This is a genomic window from Corallococcus sp. AB038B, from assembly GCF_003668955.1.
Lineage (GTDB): Bacteria > Myxococcota > Myxococcia > Myxococcales > Myxococcaceae > Corallococcus > Corallococcus exiguus.
The window spans coordinates 197,092-213,508 of record NZ_RAWO01000002.1 but is presented as its reverse complement, the minus strand read 5'-3'; the positions used below and the strand labels follow the sequence as shown (position 1 = coordinate 213,508).

General features: G+C 68.2%; 9 protein-coding genes. 6 read left to right on the top strand and 3 right to left on the bottom strand.

Features of this window, described 5'->3' with window-relative positions:
* Nucleotides 1–27: 27 nt before the first annotated feature.
* On the bottom strand, nt 28–2,460 hold the full coding sequence (locus D7Y04_RS12175) for a transglycosylase SLT domain-containing protein (RefSeq protein WP_121759443.1): 2,433 nt from the start codon (nt 2,458–2,460) through the stop codon (nt 28–30).
* Nucleotides 2,461–2,570: 110 nt separating this feature from the next.
* Here D7Y04_RS12175 and D7Y04_RS12170 point away from each other — a divergent pair, with 110 nt between their 5' ends.
* From D7Y04_RS12170 to gspC, 4 genes are all read left to right on the top strand, one after another.
* Complete coding sequence (locus D7Y04_RS12170; RefSeq protein ID WP_121759442.1) at nt 2,571–4,814, top strand: ATP-binding protein; 2,244 nt, start codon at nt 2,571–2,573, stop codon at nt 4,812–4,814.
* A 49-nt stretch (nt 4,815–4,863) separates the two neighbouring features.
* The gene (locus D7Y04_RS12165) at nt 4,864–5,565 is read left to right on the top strand and encodes a zf-TFIIB domain-containing protein (protein WP_120598596.1); all 702 of its coding nucleotides are present in this window, start codon (nt 4,864–4,866) and stop codon (nt 5,563–5,565) included.
* A 90-nt stretch (nt 5,566–5,655) separates the two neighbouring features.
* Nucleotides 5,656–7,182, top strand: a complete 1,527-nt coding sequence (locus D7Y04_RS12160; protein WP_121759441.1) for a M35 family metallo-endopeptidase — start codon at nt 5,656–5,658, stop codon at nt 7,180–7,182.
* A 162-nt stretch (nt 7,183–7,344) separates the two neighbouring features.
* Nucleotides 7,345–8,220, top strand: coding sequence for a type II secretion system protein GspC (gene gspC, locus D7Y04_RS12155; RefSeq protein WP_147477096.1), 876 nt, complete (start codon nt 7,345–7,347; stop codon nt 8,218–8,220).
* A 5-nt stretch (nt 8,221–8,225) separates the two neighbouring features.
* Here the strand turns inward: gspC and D7Y04_RS12150 are convergent, their stop codons facing one another.
* The gene (locus D7Y04_RS12150) at nt 8,226–10,187 is read right to left on the bottom strand and encodes an ABC-F family ATP-binding cassette domain-containing protein (protein ID WP_121759439.1); all 1,962 of its coding nucleotides are present in this window, start codon (nt 10,185–10,187) and stop codon (nt 8,226–8,228) included.
* 124 nt (nt 10,188–10,311) lie between these two features.
* On the opposite strand from D7Y04_RS12150, the gene D7Y04_RS12145 reads away from it, so the two are divergent.
* A complete protein-coding gene (locus tag D7Y04_RS12145; protein ID WP_121759438.1) occupies nt 10,312–12,060 on the top strand; it encodes a serine/threonine-protein kinase in 1,749 nt (582 codons plus the stop codon).
* A 511-nt stretch (nt 12,061–12,571) separates the two neighbouring features.
* The gene (locus tag D7Y04_RS46375; RefSeq protein WP_255428411.1) at nt 12,572–12,694 is read left to right on the top strand and encodes a hypothetical protein; all 123 of its coding nucleotides are present in this window, start codon (nt 12,572–12,574) and stop codon (nt 12,692–12,694) included.
* Nucleotides 12,695–12,796: 102 nt separating this feature from the next.
* On the opposite strand, the gene D7Y04_RS12135 is transcribed toward D7Y04_RS46375, so the two are convergent.
* Nucleotides 12,797–16,138 (bottom strand): kelch repeat-containing protein, encoded by a 3,342-nt coding sequence (locus tag D7Y04_RS12135; RefSeq protein WP_158627500.1) that lies wholly within the window; start codon nt 16,136–16,138, stop codon nt 12,797–12,799.
* Between the last annotated feature and the right edge of the window lie 279 nt (nt 16,139–16,417).

Here is a 16,417-nt window from a genome sequence, read left to right as displayed (position 1 = left end):
AATTCAGGCTTCAGCCAGGATTACACACTAACGCGATGCACTAGGCATCACCGGCACCTTCGGCACGCGGCCGTAGAGCAGCTGGTAGGTGTTGTAGGAGCGCAGCACGCGCTTGATGTAGCCGCGCGTCTCCGCGATGGGGATCTCCTCCACCCACGCATCCAGCGCCAGGTCCGGCTTGGCCGCGCGCCAGCGGTTCACCGCGCCGGAGCCCGCGTTGTAGCTGCCCACCGCGTAGGGCGTGTGGCCCTTGAACTGTTTGATGAGGCCGCCCAGGTAGTGCGCGCCGAAGCGGATGTTCAGCTCCGGCTGGAGCAGCGAGTCCACGGTGAAGTGCTTCACCTTGAGCTCGCGCGCCACGCCCTTCGCCGTGGAGGGCATCAGCTGCGTGAGGCCCAGTGCGCCGGCCCAGGACAGGGCCTTGGGATCCAACGCGCTCTCCTCGCGCATCAGCGCCTGGAGCAGGTCCGGCTCCACGCCCGCGGGCGCGGTGTGCTTCTCAATCAGGTCGCGGAACGCGTTGGGATAGGCCACCTCCCACACCGGCCGCGTCTGCGCGGTGATGCGGCCGCTCAGGTCCTTGCGCAGCGCGAGCCGCGCGATGGCGTGCGCCGACCGCGCGTCGCCGGACTGAGACAGCACCATCACCAGCAGCCGCATGGACTCCGGCGGCTGGTTGGCGCGGTTCACCAGCATCAACTCCGACGACACGGAGTCCGCGAAGCCCAGCCGCAAGAGCTCCACGCCCGCGCGGAAGTGGGGGTCGTCCCCCATGGGGCCCGCGAACATCGGCCAGGGGCTGGCGGCCTCCGGTACGTCGAAGATGGACGACGACACGGCCTCCAGCCGCTTGGGGTCCAGCTCGCCCAGCTTCGAGCGCGCCATCAGGCCGTAGTACGTGGCCGGGTGCTCCACCGCGAGCTTCTCCATCAGCTCCGCGGCGCCCTGGATGTTGCCGCGCTCCTCCAGCGTGCGAGCCCGCCAGTACTGCGCGCGCTCCACGTCGTAGGACTCGTCCGCGTTGGCGAACTGCACCTCGATGCGGTCCAGGAAGGAGAAGCCCCCGTCCTCCACCTTCGACGTGCGCGCCACCCAGAAGGCCTTGAAGAGCGCCTCGCCCAGGAAGTCGCCCTTGGGGTACAGGCGCGCGACCTCGTCCAGGCGCGACATGGCCTCCTTGGGGCGGTTCGTCTTCACGTACAGGTCTGCCGCGTAGAAGAGCGCGTCGTCCGCGAACGAGTGGTCCGGGAACTCCTTCGCCAGCCGCTCGTAGGTGTCCGGGCCGTGCTGCTGATCCACGATGGAGCGCGACGAGCCCAGCACGTACAGCGCTCGGGCCAGCAGGTCGCGGTCCTTGCACTGCTCCACCACCGGCGTGAGGATCTGGATGGCGGCCGTGTGCTGGCGCTCCTTGCGCTGACCCTTGCCGAACGCGAAGTGCGCGCGGCACGCGAGCGTGTCCGGCACCTTCATCGTCTTGAGCATCGGCTCCAGGATGGCCATGCCCTGCTTGTTGCGGTGCGCTTCGATGAGCGCCTCCGCGCGGCCCACCTTGGCGTCCAGGGGCGGCGTCTGCCCCTTGAGGCGCTTCTCCACCTGCTTGACGATGGGCGACAGGGGCTGGGCTGCCCACAGCTTCCACAGCGCGGCCTTCTCCGCCGCCTTGTCCTTCTTCTCCACCGCCAGGTCCGCCGTGGCGATGAGCGCCTCCGCGCCCACGTTGCGGCCCCAGCCCGTCATCATGCGCTGGGTGAGCGGCGTCAGCGCCTCCATGGCGCCGTCGTAATCCTTCTTCTTGCGCAGCACGCGCGCCAGGCCCAGGCGCGCGTCCACGTACATGCGCGAGCCCTCCGGCACCTGCGTGAAGCTGGCCGCCGCGTCATCCAGCCGGCCCTGGGACTCCAGCGCCACGCCCGCGTGCGTGAGGCAGCGGTCCTTCAGCGCCGGGTAGTCGTTGGCGAGCGCCGCCATCTCCGTCGCCGCCGACTTGTCGTCCCCGGCCCGCACCGCGGACAGCGCGCGCAGGTAGCGCACCGGCGGGCTGTCCCCTTCACCCTCCAGCAGCGCGCGCGCCTTGGTGTACTGGCCCTTGTCGAACGCGTCCTTCGCGTCCCGCTTCTTGCCGTCCGCGAAGTACGGCGTCAGGTCCTCCAGCCCGTAGCGGCGCCCGCGGTGCACCACCGGCGTGGGCGGCACGATCCCCGGGAAGGCCGGGTTGAACACCTGCACGTAGCCCACCGGCAACGGCGCCTTGTCCGCGTCCGGCGGCGGCGTCAGCTGCGCCTCCGACGGCGCGTTGTCCGTGCGCGTCGTGGGGGCCTGATCCGTGTCGTCGCTGGGAGCCGTGGCCGTGGCGGCCGGAGCCGCTGGGGCAGTGCTGGGGACGGCGGGGGCGGGAGCCTGCGCGGACAACAGCGCCGCGGAGGCGAGGAGGGCGAGATGCTGGAGGGACACTTTCATTCGCGGGGGCCTCGGGGACCCTGGGAGATGCGCTCGGGCACGCCCGAGGACAACTGGGGGTGGTTGGAAAATTTCCAGCCCCTGACAGAGGTTAGACTGTCCGCCTGCACATGGATATCCGCACCCAGAGCGCACTGCTTGCTTCCATCATCGGTCTGGCGCTGGGCGTGTCCATGTTGTTGCGCCCCGGACGACCCCGGGTCCTCACGCTCTACTCCGTCTTCACCCTGACGGTCGCCGGGTACTACCTCAGCCTCTTCTTCCACAGCATCTTTCCCTCGCAGGACTACCCCTGGGTGTCCCGCATCGCCCTCGGGGCGACGGTGCTCGCCGTCTCCCTGGTGCCCGGGGCGGCGGTCGCCTTCTTCCTTGAGTTCCTGGGGGTCAGCAAGGGAGCCCACCAGGTCGGCCGGCGGCTCGCCCTCCTGTCCGGCGTGCTGGGCTTGACCGTCGCCGTTACACCCCTGGCGGACAATGGATGGGCCCGGCTGGCGCTGGGCGCCTGGGTGCTGGGCACGCTGTTCACTTCCGTGTCCTTGCTGGTGCACCGGGTGCGCACGACGGAGTCGCGCATCGAGCAGTTCCGGCTGGCGTACCTGGCCATTGGCGCGGGCGCGGCGGTGCTGTTCAACGGGCTGGACTTCCTGTCGCGCAACGACATCCCGTTCCCCACGCTGGGCCCCGTCTTCGCGACGCTCTACCTGTTCTTCCTCGCGCAGACGCTCCTGCGGCTGCGGCTGATGGACCTGCACGAGCTCTTGGGGAAGATCGCCTCGCAGACGGTGCTGGCGGTCATCCTGGCGTCGGTGTTCACGGTGCTGACGGCGTGGGTGGACGAGAACACGTCGCTCTTCGTCTTCAACACGGTGGTGGCCGCGTTCGTCATCCTCATCCTGTTGGATCCGCTGCGCACCAAGGTGGAGGAGATGGTGGTGCGCATCTTCTTCCGCGAGCGCTTCGCGCTGCTCGGCACGCTGAGCACCCTGCGCGTGCGCATGGCGTCCATCATCGAAATCTCCGAACTGGCGCGCGTGGTGCTGGACGCGCTGCATGAGACGGGGCGCGTGACGCACGCGTCGGTGTACCTGATGGCGGAGGACCGGCCGGGCTACCGGCTCCTGGACTCGCGAGGCCCGCTGCCGGTGGCGCTGCTGGACACGGCGGCCGCGCGCGGCGTGCTCTTCGCGGTGGCCAGCGGGCAGAAGGCGGTGCTGCTGGAGAACATCGAGCGGCGCATCACCGTGATGCGGGTGCAGGCGGTGGAGGGCAAGCGCTTCCGCGACGAGCTGAAGCGGCTCAACGACACGCGCGCCGCGCTGCTCCAGATGAAGGCCGGCATCAGCGTGCCGCTGATGGGCAATGACCGCGTCATCGGCTTCCTGAACCTGTGGGACGAACGGGTGCCGGAGGCGTACGCGTCGGATGAAATCGCGCTCATCCTGGAGGTCTCCGAGCGGATGGCGACGGTGCTGGAGAACTCCAAGCTGTACGAGAAGATCCGCGAGCGGGACCGTCTGGCGGCGCTGGGTGAGATGGCGGCGGGCCTGGCGCATGAAATCCGCAACCCGCTGGGCGCCATCAAGGGCGCGGCGCAGTGCCTGGATCCACGGAAGCTGCCGGGCGAGGACGGCGAGTTCCTGGACGTCATCGTGGAAGAGGTCAACCGGCTCAACGGCGTGGTGACGGCGTTCCTGGATTACTCGCGCCCGCTGAAGCAGAACTTCGGGCCCACCGACCTCAACGAGGTGGTGACGCGCACGATGCGGCTCATCCAGAACGACATGCCGCCCACTGCGGAGCTGGCGGTGGAGCTGGACCTGCGCCTGCCGCGCGCGGAAGGCGACGCGGAGCAGCTCAAGCAGGTGCTGATCAACCTGGTGCAGAACGCGGTGCAGGCGCTGGGGCCGCAGCCGGGCCGCATCACGGTGCGCACGGAGAAGCCGGAGCGCTTCGGCGACCTGCGCAGCGCGGGCGGCGAGTTCGTGGAGGTGCGCGTCTCCGACAACGGCCCGGGCATCCCGGCGGATCAACAGCCGCACATCTTCGTGCCCTTCTTCACCACGAAGCAGAAGGGCACGGGCCTGGGGCTCGCCATCTGCCAGCGCATCGTGAAGAACCACGGCGGCAGCATCAGCGTGCAGAGCAAGGCGGGCGAAGGCACCACGTTCATCATCCGCCTGCCGGCCCTGCCCTCCGAGCAGGTGGAGGGCGCGCTGCCGGACGGCACCCCCGCGCCGCCCACGCGTCCCTCCCAGCCCGCCCTCCCCGTCCCGGAGGAACTGCGCGAACCCGCGCCGGCCCCGAAGACGCCCGAGCCCAAGCCGAAGAAGGAGAAGCGCCGCCGCACGGGGTGAGTCGCGCGGCATCCCGTTTCCGGGAAAGACCCGGTAGGCTGAGGGCGCCATGCAGGCGTGCCCCTTCTGCCAGACGACGATGCGCAACACCTACGCCCGGGGGCTGGTGCGCGACGAGTGCGGTGCCTGCGGGGCCGCCTGGTTCGAGGAGGAGATGCTGGCGCGCGTCGTCGGCGCGCCCACGCTGACGGCCGTCTTCGAGCAGGCGAAGGGCAAGCCCGGGTGCTGCAAGGGCTGTGAGGCCTCGCTCCAGTACGTCCCGGGCTGTCCGTCCTGCGGGCGTCAGGCGCCCACCTGCCCCACGTGCGGCAGCGCGCCCCTGTCCATGGTGGAGCTGCGGGACGTGGCGGTGGACGTCTGCACGAAGTGCCGGGGCGTGGCCCTGGACGCGGAGGAGCTGGCCCGGCTCCAGAAGACCGCGGAGCCGGAAACCCGCCATGAGCCACAGCCCATCGCCGCGGACTTCGAGCACGAGTACGACCCCAAGCGAAGCCTGAGCCTGTTGCCCAAGGTGCGCGTGGGTGACGAACCGGCCTGCGTGACGTGCGGCCGGCGGATGGACGTTCGCTACGGATTCGTCTGGGAGGAGCGGCTGTACTGTGGAAGCTGCGCGCCGGACGGTTCCGCGCCGTATACGGACGAGCTGACCAAGGCCCAACCCAGCGAGACCTACGGCCGCCGGGCCCGGCACCTGAACAACAGCGCCGCTGAATCCGCCGTCGTGTGGCTCCTGTCGAAGATCTTCAAATAGCCGCTGTAGCAATTCAGGTTACAAATCCGCGTCTCGCACGACGCATTTGTCACGTTGAAAATTTCACCCAGGGCGTTGCACCCTGTCTGGATGAAATTGACCTGTCTCATCGTGGCCGCGCTCGTTTCAATCCCATTACGCGCAAGCGCCGTGGAGGCCATCGACATCAAGCTCACGTCCAAGGTGGCGAAGTTTCCGGCGGACGTGCCCGTGGACCTCGCCGTTACATTCACGAACGTATCCAAGGAGCCGGTGCGGATCCTCGGCTACCAGACGCCTGTCGTGGATGGCATCCAGGCGGACATCTTCACCGTCGCCATGGAGCGCAAGCCGGTGGACTACATCGGCCGGCTCTACCGGCGCGACGCGCCCGTGGACAGTGATTACATCACGCTGAAGCCGGGAGAGAGCATCTCGGGCATCGCCTCGCTCTGGGACAACTACGACCTCTCCGTCTCGGGTACCTACGCGGTCCAGTTCAAGACCGAGCTCCTGGACGCAAAGATGGGCCGGGGGACGGCGATCTCCAACGTCGTCTTCCTCGACATCGAGGGTCGCGAGCCGCCCCTGGATCCGGACGACCTGGACGACGAACCGCAGACCAAGATCGTCAATGGCAGCAACGAGAAGTGGAAGCAGTGCAGCAGCTCGCAGAAGAACGCGCTGATCGACGCCCGGCAGCACGCCCTCAACTACGCGAACGACTCCTATGACTACCTGGTGGCGGGGAGTCCGGTGACTCGCTACACCCAATGGTTCGGCGCCTACGACAGCTCTCGTTACAGCACCGTCCGTGAGAACTTCCGGAAGATTCGGAACGCCGTGGACAACGAGACGTTCAAGTTCTACTGCGATTGCAACCAAAGCAACGCCTACGCCTACGTCAAGCCCCGGAAGGAATACAAAATCCACCTGTGCTCCGGATTCTGGCCCGCGCCCATGACGGGTCCGGGCTCCAAGGCAGACACCCTGATTCATGAAGTCAGCCACTTCCGGGTCGTGGCGCAGACGGAAGACATCCAGTACGGCTACTCCGCCAACCTGACGCTCGCGAGCGTCGATCCCAGCAGCGCCATCCGCAACGCCGACTCGTACGCGTTCTTCTCAGCAGCCACGCCCTACAACCCCTACAACCCCTGCGCGCCGAAAGTCACGTCGCACACGGGCGCGCCCCTCACCGCGAGCTGGGACGGGGCGAACTGCCACGTGATGAACGTGCCCTCCGGGCTGACGGCGTTCGTCCACAACAACGCCTACTACGTCAACGCGCTGCCCGGCACCTACTGCCCGGCGCCCTCCGGCTGGGACACGGCGAACTGCTACATCCTTCCCTACCCCTCCTGGAGCACCAGCTACTTCGTCTGGTCCGGGAACCTCTACCTGACGCCCGGCCCCGGCAACGCGTGCCCCGCGCCGTCGACGTTCGACGGGGCCAACTGCTTCGTCATGCCGCTGCCCTGGGGTTCGACGCCGTTCAAGTGGGCGAACAACCTCTACATCACGCCGACTCCCCACTGCGTCATCGGCGGTTATGACGGCGCGCACTGCCTGGTGGGCACGGCTCCCGCCAGCCGGACCGCCTACCTCTGGGGCTCGTCCTTCTATTACGGCCACTGAGGGATGACGGACACCGTGTCATGACGGGTTGTCATTCCTGGCACCGCGATTCCTGACACGAGGTCCCTGACCGGGCTTCAGCGCCCACCGCGCTCCCTCTGGGGAGCCGCTGGCCCCTGACTTGCTCAAGGCCTCCCTGTTCCAAACAGGGAGGCCTTTGTCATGAATGATGGAATGCAGCGGCCCACTCAGGGCCTGTTCGTCCTGCTTGTCTTTTCGTGTGCCCTGACGGCCGCGCTGATCGTGAATCAGGTGACCAGCGCCTTCGTGCTGCCAGGCATCCGCGACACCTGGGCCGCGGCTCAGGTGCCATCCCATGAGCCTCCCGCGACGGCGCTGGATGGGGCGCGCCTGGCACAACTGACGGGGCTCTCATCCGCCCCCCGCGTGGAGGTGACTCCAGCGCCAGAGCAGGATCTGCGCCGGAGCACGCTGGCCATCCGGCTGCTGGGCACCCTGGTGGCACAGGACCCCAGGTGGTCCATGGCCTCCATCCATGAGCTCCCGGCCGGCAGCGCGCACAGCCTGATGGTCAGCGACTTCATCCAGGGGGCGCGGGTCTTCGCCATCGAGCGGGAGCGCATCCTGCTGCTGGTGGACGGGCGGCTCGAATACGTCGACGGATTCGGGAGCGTGCCGCCCGTCGCGGTGAACGCCCATCCGGGGGCCGCGCAGTCCGGAGGCTCCGGCCTGGGCCGCGGCATCCGGGAGACGGGGCCAGACACCTACGCCGTGCCCCGCGAGGACGTCACCGAAGCGCTCACGCACCTGCCCGAGCTGTCGATGCAGGCCCGGGTGGTGCCCGCCTTCAAGGACGGCCGCCCCGTGGGCTTCAAGCTGTTCTCCATCCGCGAGGAGTCGTTCTACGCACGGATGGGGCTGCGCAACGGAGACGTGCTCCAGCGCATCAACGGCCTGGACCTGGACAGCCCCGACAAGGCGCTGGAAGCCTTCACGAAGCTGCGGGACGCCCGCCGCATCGAGCTGCAAATCGAGCGCGGTGGCGCCCCAGTCCGGAAGACCTTCGACGTCCAGTAGGCCCCTTACGCCTGCGCCGCCGCCAGCTTCTCCTGCGCGGCCTCCCAACGGGCATAGAGGTCTTCCAGCTCCTCCTTGCCCGTGCGGTGCGCGTCCATCAGCGGCTTCGCCCGGGCGAAGTCGTTGTAGAGGACCGGGTCCGCCAGCTGGCCCTCGCGCTCCTTCTGCTCGGCCTCCACATTCGCGATGCGCTCCTCCAGCTTCGCGATCTCCTTCTTGATGGGGCCCTCCACCACGGAGCGCCGCTGACGGGCCTCCGCCTCCAGGCGCTTGCGGTCCTTCTCCGACACCGGGCCCGCACCCGCCGCCCCGCCCTTCCCGCTCGCCGAGCCCGTGTCCGCGCCCTCCGCCGCCAGGCGCAGCTGCTCCTGGTGGTAGAGGTACTCGTCCAGGTTGCCCGCGTGCGACGTGAGCTTGCCGTCCGCCACCTCCCAGACGTGCGTGCACAGGTTGTTGATGAAGCTGCGGTTGTGGCTGACGAACAGCAGCGTGCCGCCGTACAGCTTCAGCGCCTCAATCAGCATCTCGGACGAGTCCAGGTCCAGGTGGTTCGTCGGCTCGTCCATCAGGAGGAAGTTGGACGGCACCAGCAGCAGCTTCGCCAGCGCCACGCGGGCGCGCTCGCCACCGCTCAGCACGCCAATGGGCTTGTCCACGTCGTCACCGCTGAAGAGGAACGCGCCCAGCACGCCGCGCACGTAGCTCTCCGGCTTGTCTTCGGCCAGGGGCCGCACCTCCTCGATGATGGTGTTGCGGCGGTCCAGCTTGTCCGCGTGGTGCTGCGCGTAATAGCCCACCACCACGTTGTGCCCCACCGTCACCTTGCCGCTGTCCGGCGCCAGCTCCCCCGCCACCATCTTGAGCAGGGTCGTCTTGCCCGCGCCGTTCGCGCCCACCACGGCGATGCGCTGGCCGCGCTCCAGCCGCGCGTTCAGCCCGTCGTAGACGGTGAGCGCGCCGTAGCGCTTGGTGATGTCCTCCATCAACACCACGTCCCGGCCGCTGCGCTCCACTTCCGGGAAGCGGAACTTCATCGTCTGGCGCTCTTCCAGGACCTGGACCTTCTCCAGCTTGGCCAGCATCTTCGCGCGGCTCTGCGCCTGCTTCGCCTTGGTGGCCTTCGCGCCGAACCGGTCGATGAAGCCCTGCAGCTCCGAGCGGCGCTGCTCCACCTTCTCCGCCCGAGCCTGCAGGAGCACCATCTCCTCGGCGCGCTGGCGCTTGTAGTCCTCGTAGTTGCCGGCGTACTCGCGCACGCCCTCCATCTCCAGCGACACCACCCGGTTGATCTGCCGGTTGAGGAAGTCGCGGTCGTGGGAGATGAGCACCATCGCCTTGTTGGAGCGGCGCAGGAACCCGTCGAACCACGCGAGCGTGGGCACGTCCAGGTGGTTCGTGGGCTCGTCCAACAGCAGCAGGTCCGGGTCCTGGAGGAGCAGTCCCGCCAGCGCCGCGCGCATGCGCCAGCCGCCGGACAGCGCCTGGGTGGGCTTGGACAGGTCCGCGTCCTTGAAGCCCAGGCCCTTGAGGATGCGCTCGGCGTGGTGCCGGCCGTAGCGGTTCTCGAAGTCGTCCAGCTCCGCGTGGAGGTCCGCCAGCGTCTGGGCCAGCTCCAGCTGCTCCTCCTCATCCGAGCTGCCGGCGAGCGCCGCCTCCGTGTCCTTCAGCCGGACCTCCAGGGAGTCCCGGCCGGGGACGGTGCTCATGACCGCCTCCACCACCGTGCCCTCCGGCAGGCCGGCGATTTCCTGGGGGAGGTAGCCCGCCCGGGCCCGGCGGCTGTACTGGACGGTGCCCCCGTCCGGCAGGCTCGCCCCGGCGATGATCTTCATGAGGGACGACTTTCCCGTCCCGTTGGCCCCCACCAGGCCCACCCGGTCCCTGGGACCGAGGGTGAAATTGTCCTCGTCGAAGAGGACCTTCTTTCCGTAGGCGAGGCTGATGTCCTGGGCGATGACGAGGCTCATGGCGGAGGGGGGAGATAACAGCCCGAAAGCCCTTCGGGAACGGTTCTGATGCCTGCTTGACTGCCCAGGGAGCACATCTCCCCGGTTGGGCGGAAGGCGGGGCTTGCCTATACTCCCGGCACCCATGGCCGCCCCCTGTCCCCATTGCGGTAGTACCGAAGGTCAAGATCACCTGTGCTCGGCGCAGAGCCTCCAGCTCCTGGGCCAGGTGCTGGACGGCCGCTACAAGATTGAAAGCGTCCTGGGCCAGGGCGGCATGGGCATGGTGTTCCGGGCCACGCAGACGTCCGTGCAGCGGCCTGTAGCCGTGAAGACGCTCAACCCGTCGCTCGCCGCGGCGCCCCAGTTCTTCGAGCGCTTCCGCCGCGAGGCGGAGATCGCCAGCCGGCTGCGCCACCCGAACGTCATCACCATCTTCGACTTCGGCCGGGCCGCGGACGGCACCTGCTACTACGTGATGGAGCTCCTCAAGGGGGAGAGCCTCAAGGAGCTGGTGAAGCGCGAAGGGCCCATGACGCTGCGCCGCGCGGTGAACCTGCTGGAGCAGGCCACGCTGGGACTGGCGCATGCGCACGACGAGGGTTGCGTCCACCGCGACCTGAAGCCGCACAACATCATGGTCCAGGCGCTCGACGGGAAGGACTTCGTCAAGGTGCTGGACTTCGGTCTGGTGAAGGCCCTGGAGCAGGACGAGGAGGAGCAGCTCACCTCCACCGGCCAGGTGCTGGGCACCCCGCAGTACATGCCGCCCGAGCAGGCCGGCGGCGAGTCCGTGGACCAGCGCTCCGACCTCTACTCGATGGCGGGCGTCCTCTACTTCTGCCTCACGGGCAGCTCGCCCTACGGCGCGAACACGGTGCGCAAGGCGCTGACGGCGTCGCTGACGCAGCCCGTGCCCCCGGTGAACAGCAAGCGCCAGGGCGCGCCGGTGCCGCCGGAGCTGGACGCCTTCTTCACCAAGGCGCTCGCACCGGAGAAGGAGGACCGGTACCAGAACGCGCAGGAGTTCATCGACTCGCTGCTGGACGCGGTGGAGGGCCTGTCCCCGGAGGAGCTGGACGCGCACCCCACGGGCGGCACGCCCGGCGCCGAGCGCGGGACGGGCAGCCGCAGTCGCGCGGGTTCGGGAAGTCGTGCGGGTTCAGGCAGCCGGCTGGGTTCCAACAGCCGCGCGGGCCGAGCGCCGGCCACGGGCAAGACCGGGTCACGAGTGGGCCTGGCTCCGCCAAGGGGCGGCACGTCGGCGGGAGCGCAGGCAGCGGCTCCGCGGGCGACGTCCAACGGGAACAGCCCTGCGCCGGCGTCGTCGAGCAGGCCGCGTCCCCCTGCCCCCCGCCACGTGGAGCCGGAGCTTCCGCCGCCGCCCAAGGGCATGTCCGGGGGCGTGAAGGCGGCCATCATCGGCGTGCCGCTGCTGCTGATTGGCGCGGGCGTGGCGGTGGTGATGGCGCGCGGTGGTGGCGAGACGCCGCAGGCCCCCGTGGTGATGACGCCTCCGAAGGCGCCTGTGGAAGCGCAGCCGTCCACGCGGGTGCAGGATCCGCCGGCGACGCCTCCTCCGGCGGCCTTGCCGCAGGACGTGACGGTGGAGTTCACCTCCTCGCCGTCCGGCGCGGCCATCTTCGACGGTGATGCGCAGATCGGCACCACGCCCACCAAGCTGCTCATGCCGCGCTCCAAGGTCACCGAGCTGCGCTTCAAGCTCTCCGGACATCAGGACCAGGAGAAGACCCTGGACTACAGCCGGCTCGCGGACACGGCGGAGCAGCGCGTGAGCGTGCGGTTGGAGCCGGTGCGTGCCGCTCCGCCGACCCGGCCCACGAAGCCCGCGAAGCCCGGCGGCAGCGACCCAGGCATCGGCGTGTTCGAGTAGTCAGCGGGTTCAAGTCCCGCTACCTCTACAGCTGGAAGCGCCGATAGGCCGAAGCGTCGCAACAACTCGTCATCCGAGACGAGCAGATGCCTACGTCGGCGGATATGCGCTCCCAGAGAATCGTCTTGCAAGGCTCATGAGAGCCTCACGTGGAAATGGTTGACAGTCGCGGCTCAAGGTGGACTCCGCAGTCTCCATGATAGCGTTTGAGGCTCACTCGAAGGACCTCCAGGGGCTTCTCATGAAGATCTCTCTTGCAGCGATGGCGACGTTTATTGGCCTTTCCCTCCTGGGCTGCGGCGGCCCAGCCCTCGAAGACACGATGGCCCCCGAGGCTGAAGCGCGGACGGTGTCTCAGTTCGCCACCTGTACGGCGACTTGCGCTGGGGGAACGTCGGTCTCCTGTACGGGGACCACCTGCACGTCGACGAACAACCAGGGCGTGACGTGCGACGGCGTGTCGACCGCGTGTCCGTCATCGTGCAGCGGGCTGCCGTCATGCAGTCAGTACGTGAACCAGCGGTGCACGACCCCGAACGCCACGAAGGACTGCTGCAACGCCACGACCCAGAAGCCGAACTCCCTGCTGTGCTCGGGCTCGGCGACCACGGGCTACCGCTGGCTCAATTACTAGCCACGCCGCATCAGGCCGCGGGCTCCCACTCGGAGAGACGGGTGAAGTCTCTCCGAGTGGCAGCACCGACAGCCACCACTCCTCATGCTGAAGCGGGAGGACCTACAAACAGTTGTTCGGGTTGAAGCAGCAGCTTCCCCCCATGCACACATTGTACTTGGGGCCCGTACAAGCATTCCCACAAGCGCCACAATTGTTGTTGTCGTTCTCCAGGGTCGTGCACGAGCCATCGCCGCACAGCGTCCAACCCGGCATCGCGGAGACTGAACAGTCCTGCGTCTGCGTGGTCGTGGACGATGAGCATGCATCACTTGCGCAGCTGTAACTCGTCACCGTCCTTGTCTGGAGCCCCTGCCCACAGGGGGTGGCTCTGTTGCACGCGCTCCACTGCCCGACGACTGGCGCCCCGCACGCATCCGGACCGGGATTCCGCGTACACGCCTGGGTCTCCGAGCTGCTGGAGGTTGGCGTACACTGTCCCGTCGCGCAGTTATAGGTGTAGTGAGTCACCTGGCGAGACTGCGTGCCCGTCGCGTCGCATGCACTGCTGAATCCACCACAGGCGCTCCAGCTCCCATAGCTCGAAGGGCACGGCTGGGGACCGGGGGCAGTCCGTGAGCACGACTCCGAACCCGTCGAGGTCGAGGACGCACACTGTCCGGTGGAACAGCTGTAGCTATAGCTGGTCACGGTGTGCGAACGGGTACCCGTCGAATCGCAGAAGTCGCTGAACCCGCCGCAGCTGCCCCAACTCTCGGAGCCAGCCTGGCAGGACTGTGGACCGGGTGCCGTCCGTGTACACGTCCGCGACTCAGTGTCGCTACTCGAAGGGTTGCACGATCCACCTCCGCACGCGTAGTCCGTCACGGTCCTCGACTGTGACCCTGACGCGTCGCAGTAGTCACTGAATCCTCCGCAGCTTCCCCAACCTCCGGCGTTGGTACCGCAATACGTACCCTCCGTGTTTCGCGAGCATGCCTGCGACTCCGAGTTAGAGGAGGAACCGCACGTCCCGTTGGAGCAGGTGTACGAAGTGACGGAGCGTGACTGCGTTCCCGTCTGGTCGCAGGTATCGCTATAGCCACCGCAGCTTCCCCAGCCTCCGTAGCTGGGAGCACCGCAGCTGGCACCATTCGTGTTGCGCGTGCACGCCTGCGTCTCCGTACTCGTGGACGCCACGCACTGCCCACTGGCGCAGCTGTAGCCGTGGCTCGTCACCGTCCTTGACTGCGTCCCCGTCTGCGCACAGGCATCGCTGAAGCTGCACGCGCCCCACGCCCCGTAGCTGGGCGCCGCGCAGTTCGTGTTGGGGGCCGCCCGTGTACACGCCTGCGTCTCCGTGCTGCTGCTCGACGCATTGCACGTCCCGGAGCCACACGTCGAAGCCGTCACCGTCCTCGACTGCGTCCCCGTCGTGTCGCAGAAGTCACTGAAGCCTTCGCAGCTTCCCCAGCCTCCGTAGCTCGTACCGCACGCCGTGCCTCCCGTGCTTCGAGTGCACGCCTGCGTCTCGCTCGAGCCCGTGCCCGCACATGCCCCACTGCTGGTGCAGGCAGACGCCGTCACCGTGCGCGACTGGCTCCCCGACTCATCGCACGTGTCACTGAATCCATCGCAGCTCCCCCAGTTTCCGTACGCGGGGGCAGCGCACGTGCTTCCCACGGCCTTGTTGCTCCAACCGCTCGTCGTCATGCCCGGGTTGCACTCCTGGCATGCCACGCTGGGGTGGGTGGTCCCCGCCGCGTAGTAAGCCCCTCCAATCCAGCACCCGCTCAGGCACTGGCCCGTCGTGTTGCACACCTGACCGGCGCCGCATGCCGTCCCAGCCGCCTTCACCGGGTACGTACAGGCCCCGTTGGCATAGGTGCCCGGGGAGTCATGGCATGCGCTCGGAGGCGTCGTGCACGCCGGCACTCCCGCGCATGCCCCCGTCGCGTTGCACACGTCGTTGAGGGTGCCTCCATTGCCGTCATTGCAGGCGGTGCCCGCGGCCTTCGGCGCATAGGTGCACGCTCCAGCGCTGCATGTGCCCGCCGCCTCGTAGCACTGCCCGGGCGGACTGGTGCAGCTCACCGGCGTCCCCGCGCACCCTCCGTTCCCGTTACACGTCTCACCTACCGTGCATGCATCCCCGTCATCACACCCCGCGCCTGCCGCCTTGTACGTGTAGGAGCACGTCCCGTTGCTGCATGCGCCCGCCGCCTCGTAGCACTGCCCGGGCGGACTGTCGCAGTGGGCGGCGCTTCCCGCGCAAACACCCGCGCCGTTGCACGCGTCCGATCCGGTACAGGCATTCCCGTCATCACAGGCCGCGCCCGAAGCCTTCGGTACATAGCTGCACACCCCATTGCTACACGTGCCCGCCGCCTCGTGGCACGCCCCCGGCGCGCTGTTGCAGCTCACCCCGGCGCATGCGTCATACCCATACACCTCCGCCGTCGCCAGGCTCGCGCTCCCGGTTCCTCCCACCACCAAAACCTTCCCCTCCAGTGGCACCGCCACGTGCACGTATCTCGCGACTCCCATCGGCGTCGTCGCGCTCCACGTCCCGCTGGCCTCGTCGTACAGCTCCGTGCTGTTCAACGCGCTCCCACTCTGTCCCCCCGCCACCAGCACCTTCCCCGTGCTCAGCAGCGTCGCCGTGTGCAGTTCCCGCGCACTTCCCAGCGCGCCCGTCGCGCTCCATGTCCCCGTGCTCGGATCGTAGATCTCCGCCGTCCCCAGCACGCCCACACCGCTGCCGCGCCCGCCCACCACCAGCACCTTGCCCGAGGGCAACCGCGTCGCCGTATGGTTGTAGCGCGCCGTCGCCAGCCCTCCCGTCGCCGTCCAGGTATTGCTCGTCGGGTCATACACCTCCGCCGTCGCAAGGCTCGCGCTCACGACGCCGCCCACCACCAATACCTGCCCCGTCGTCAGCAGCGTCGCCGTGTGATTGCGCCGCGCCGTTCCCAGGTTCGGGCCCACGCTCCAGGTTCCCGCCACCGGGTCATACACATCCACATTGACCTTGGCGCCGCTGGTGTTGCCTCCGCCCGCGACCAGCACCTTGCCCGAAGGCAGCAGCGTCGCCGTCAGGGAATCGCGAGCCACACTCGAGGCAAGATTCCCTGCGGAAGCCCACGTGTTGGTGGCGGGGTCATAGACCGCCGTGGAAGCCAGGCGGCCCGTCGCGTTCTCGCCGCCCGCCACGAGCACCTTGCCTGAATTCAACAGCGTGGCGGTGAGCACCTGCCGAGGCGCCGGCATGGGGGCGGCGGCCGTCCAGGTGCCTGTCGCAGGGTCATGAACGGTGGAGGAGGACAAATAGCCGCTGGCGTTGTAGCCGCCCAGCACCAGCACCTTGCCCGACGCCAGCACCACGCCCGCGTGATACTTGCGCGACTCGGCCATGGTGCCGGTGGCCGTCCACTCCTCCGTCAATGGCGAGGCACTGCGGGCCAACGGCTTGTCTTCCGGCGCCTTGCTGCTACAGCCCAAGGCGACACATACCAATCCCAACAGCAGAACCCTGCCGGCTCTCATTGCGTGCATGAACTTTCCATTGAATGGAGGCTGTCGCTGCGCCCCCCACTGACTTGTTTCAGTCAGTCACAATGCCCCACTTCCCGTGAAACGCATAAAAGGCATGGGGCCTGTTGAAGAGGAGGGAGGGTGCAACGGGACCGCCCAAGCAATGCTCCCAGCCGGCGGACAGGTCACTGGAGCCCCGTCAAGGTAAGG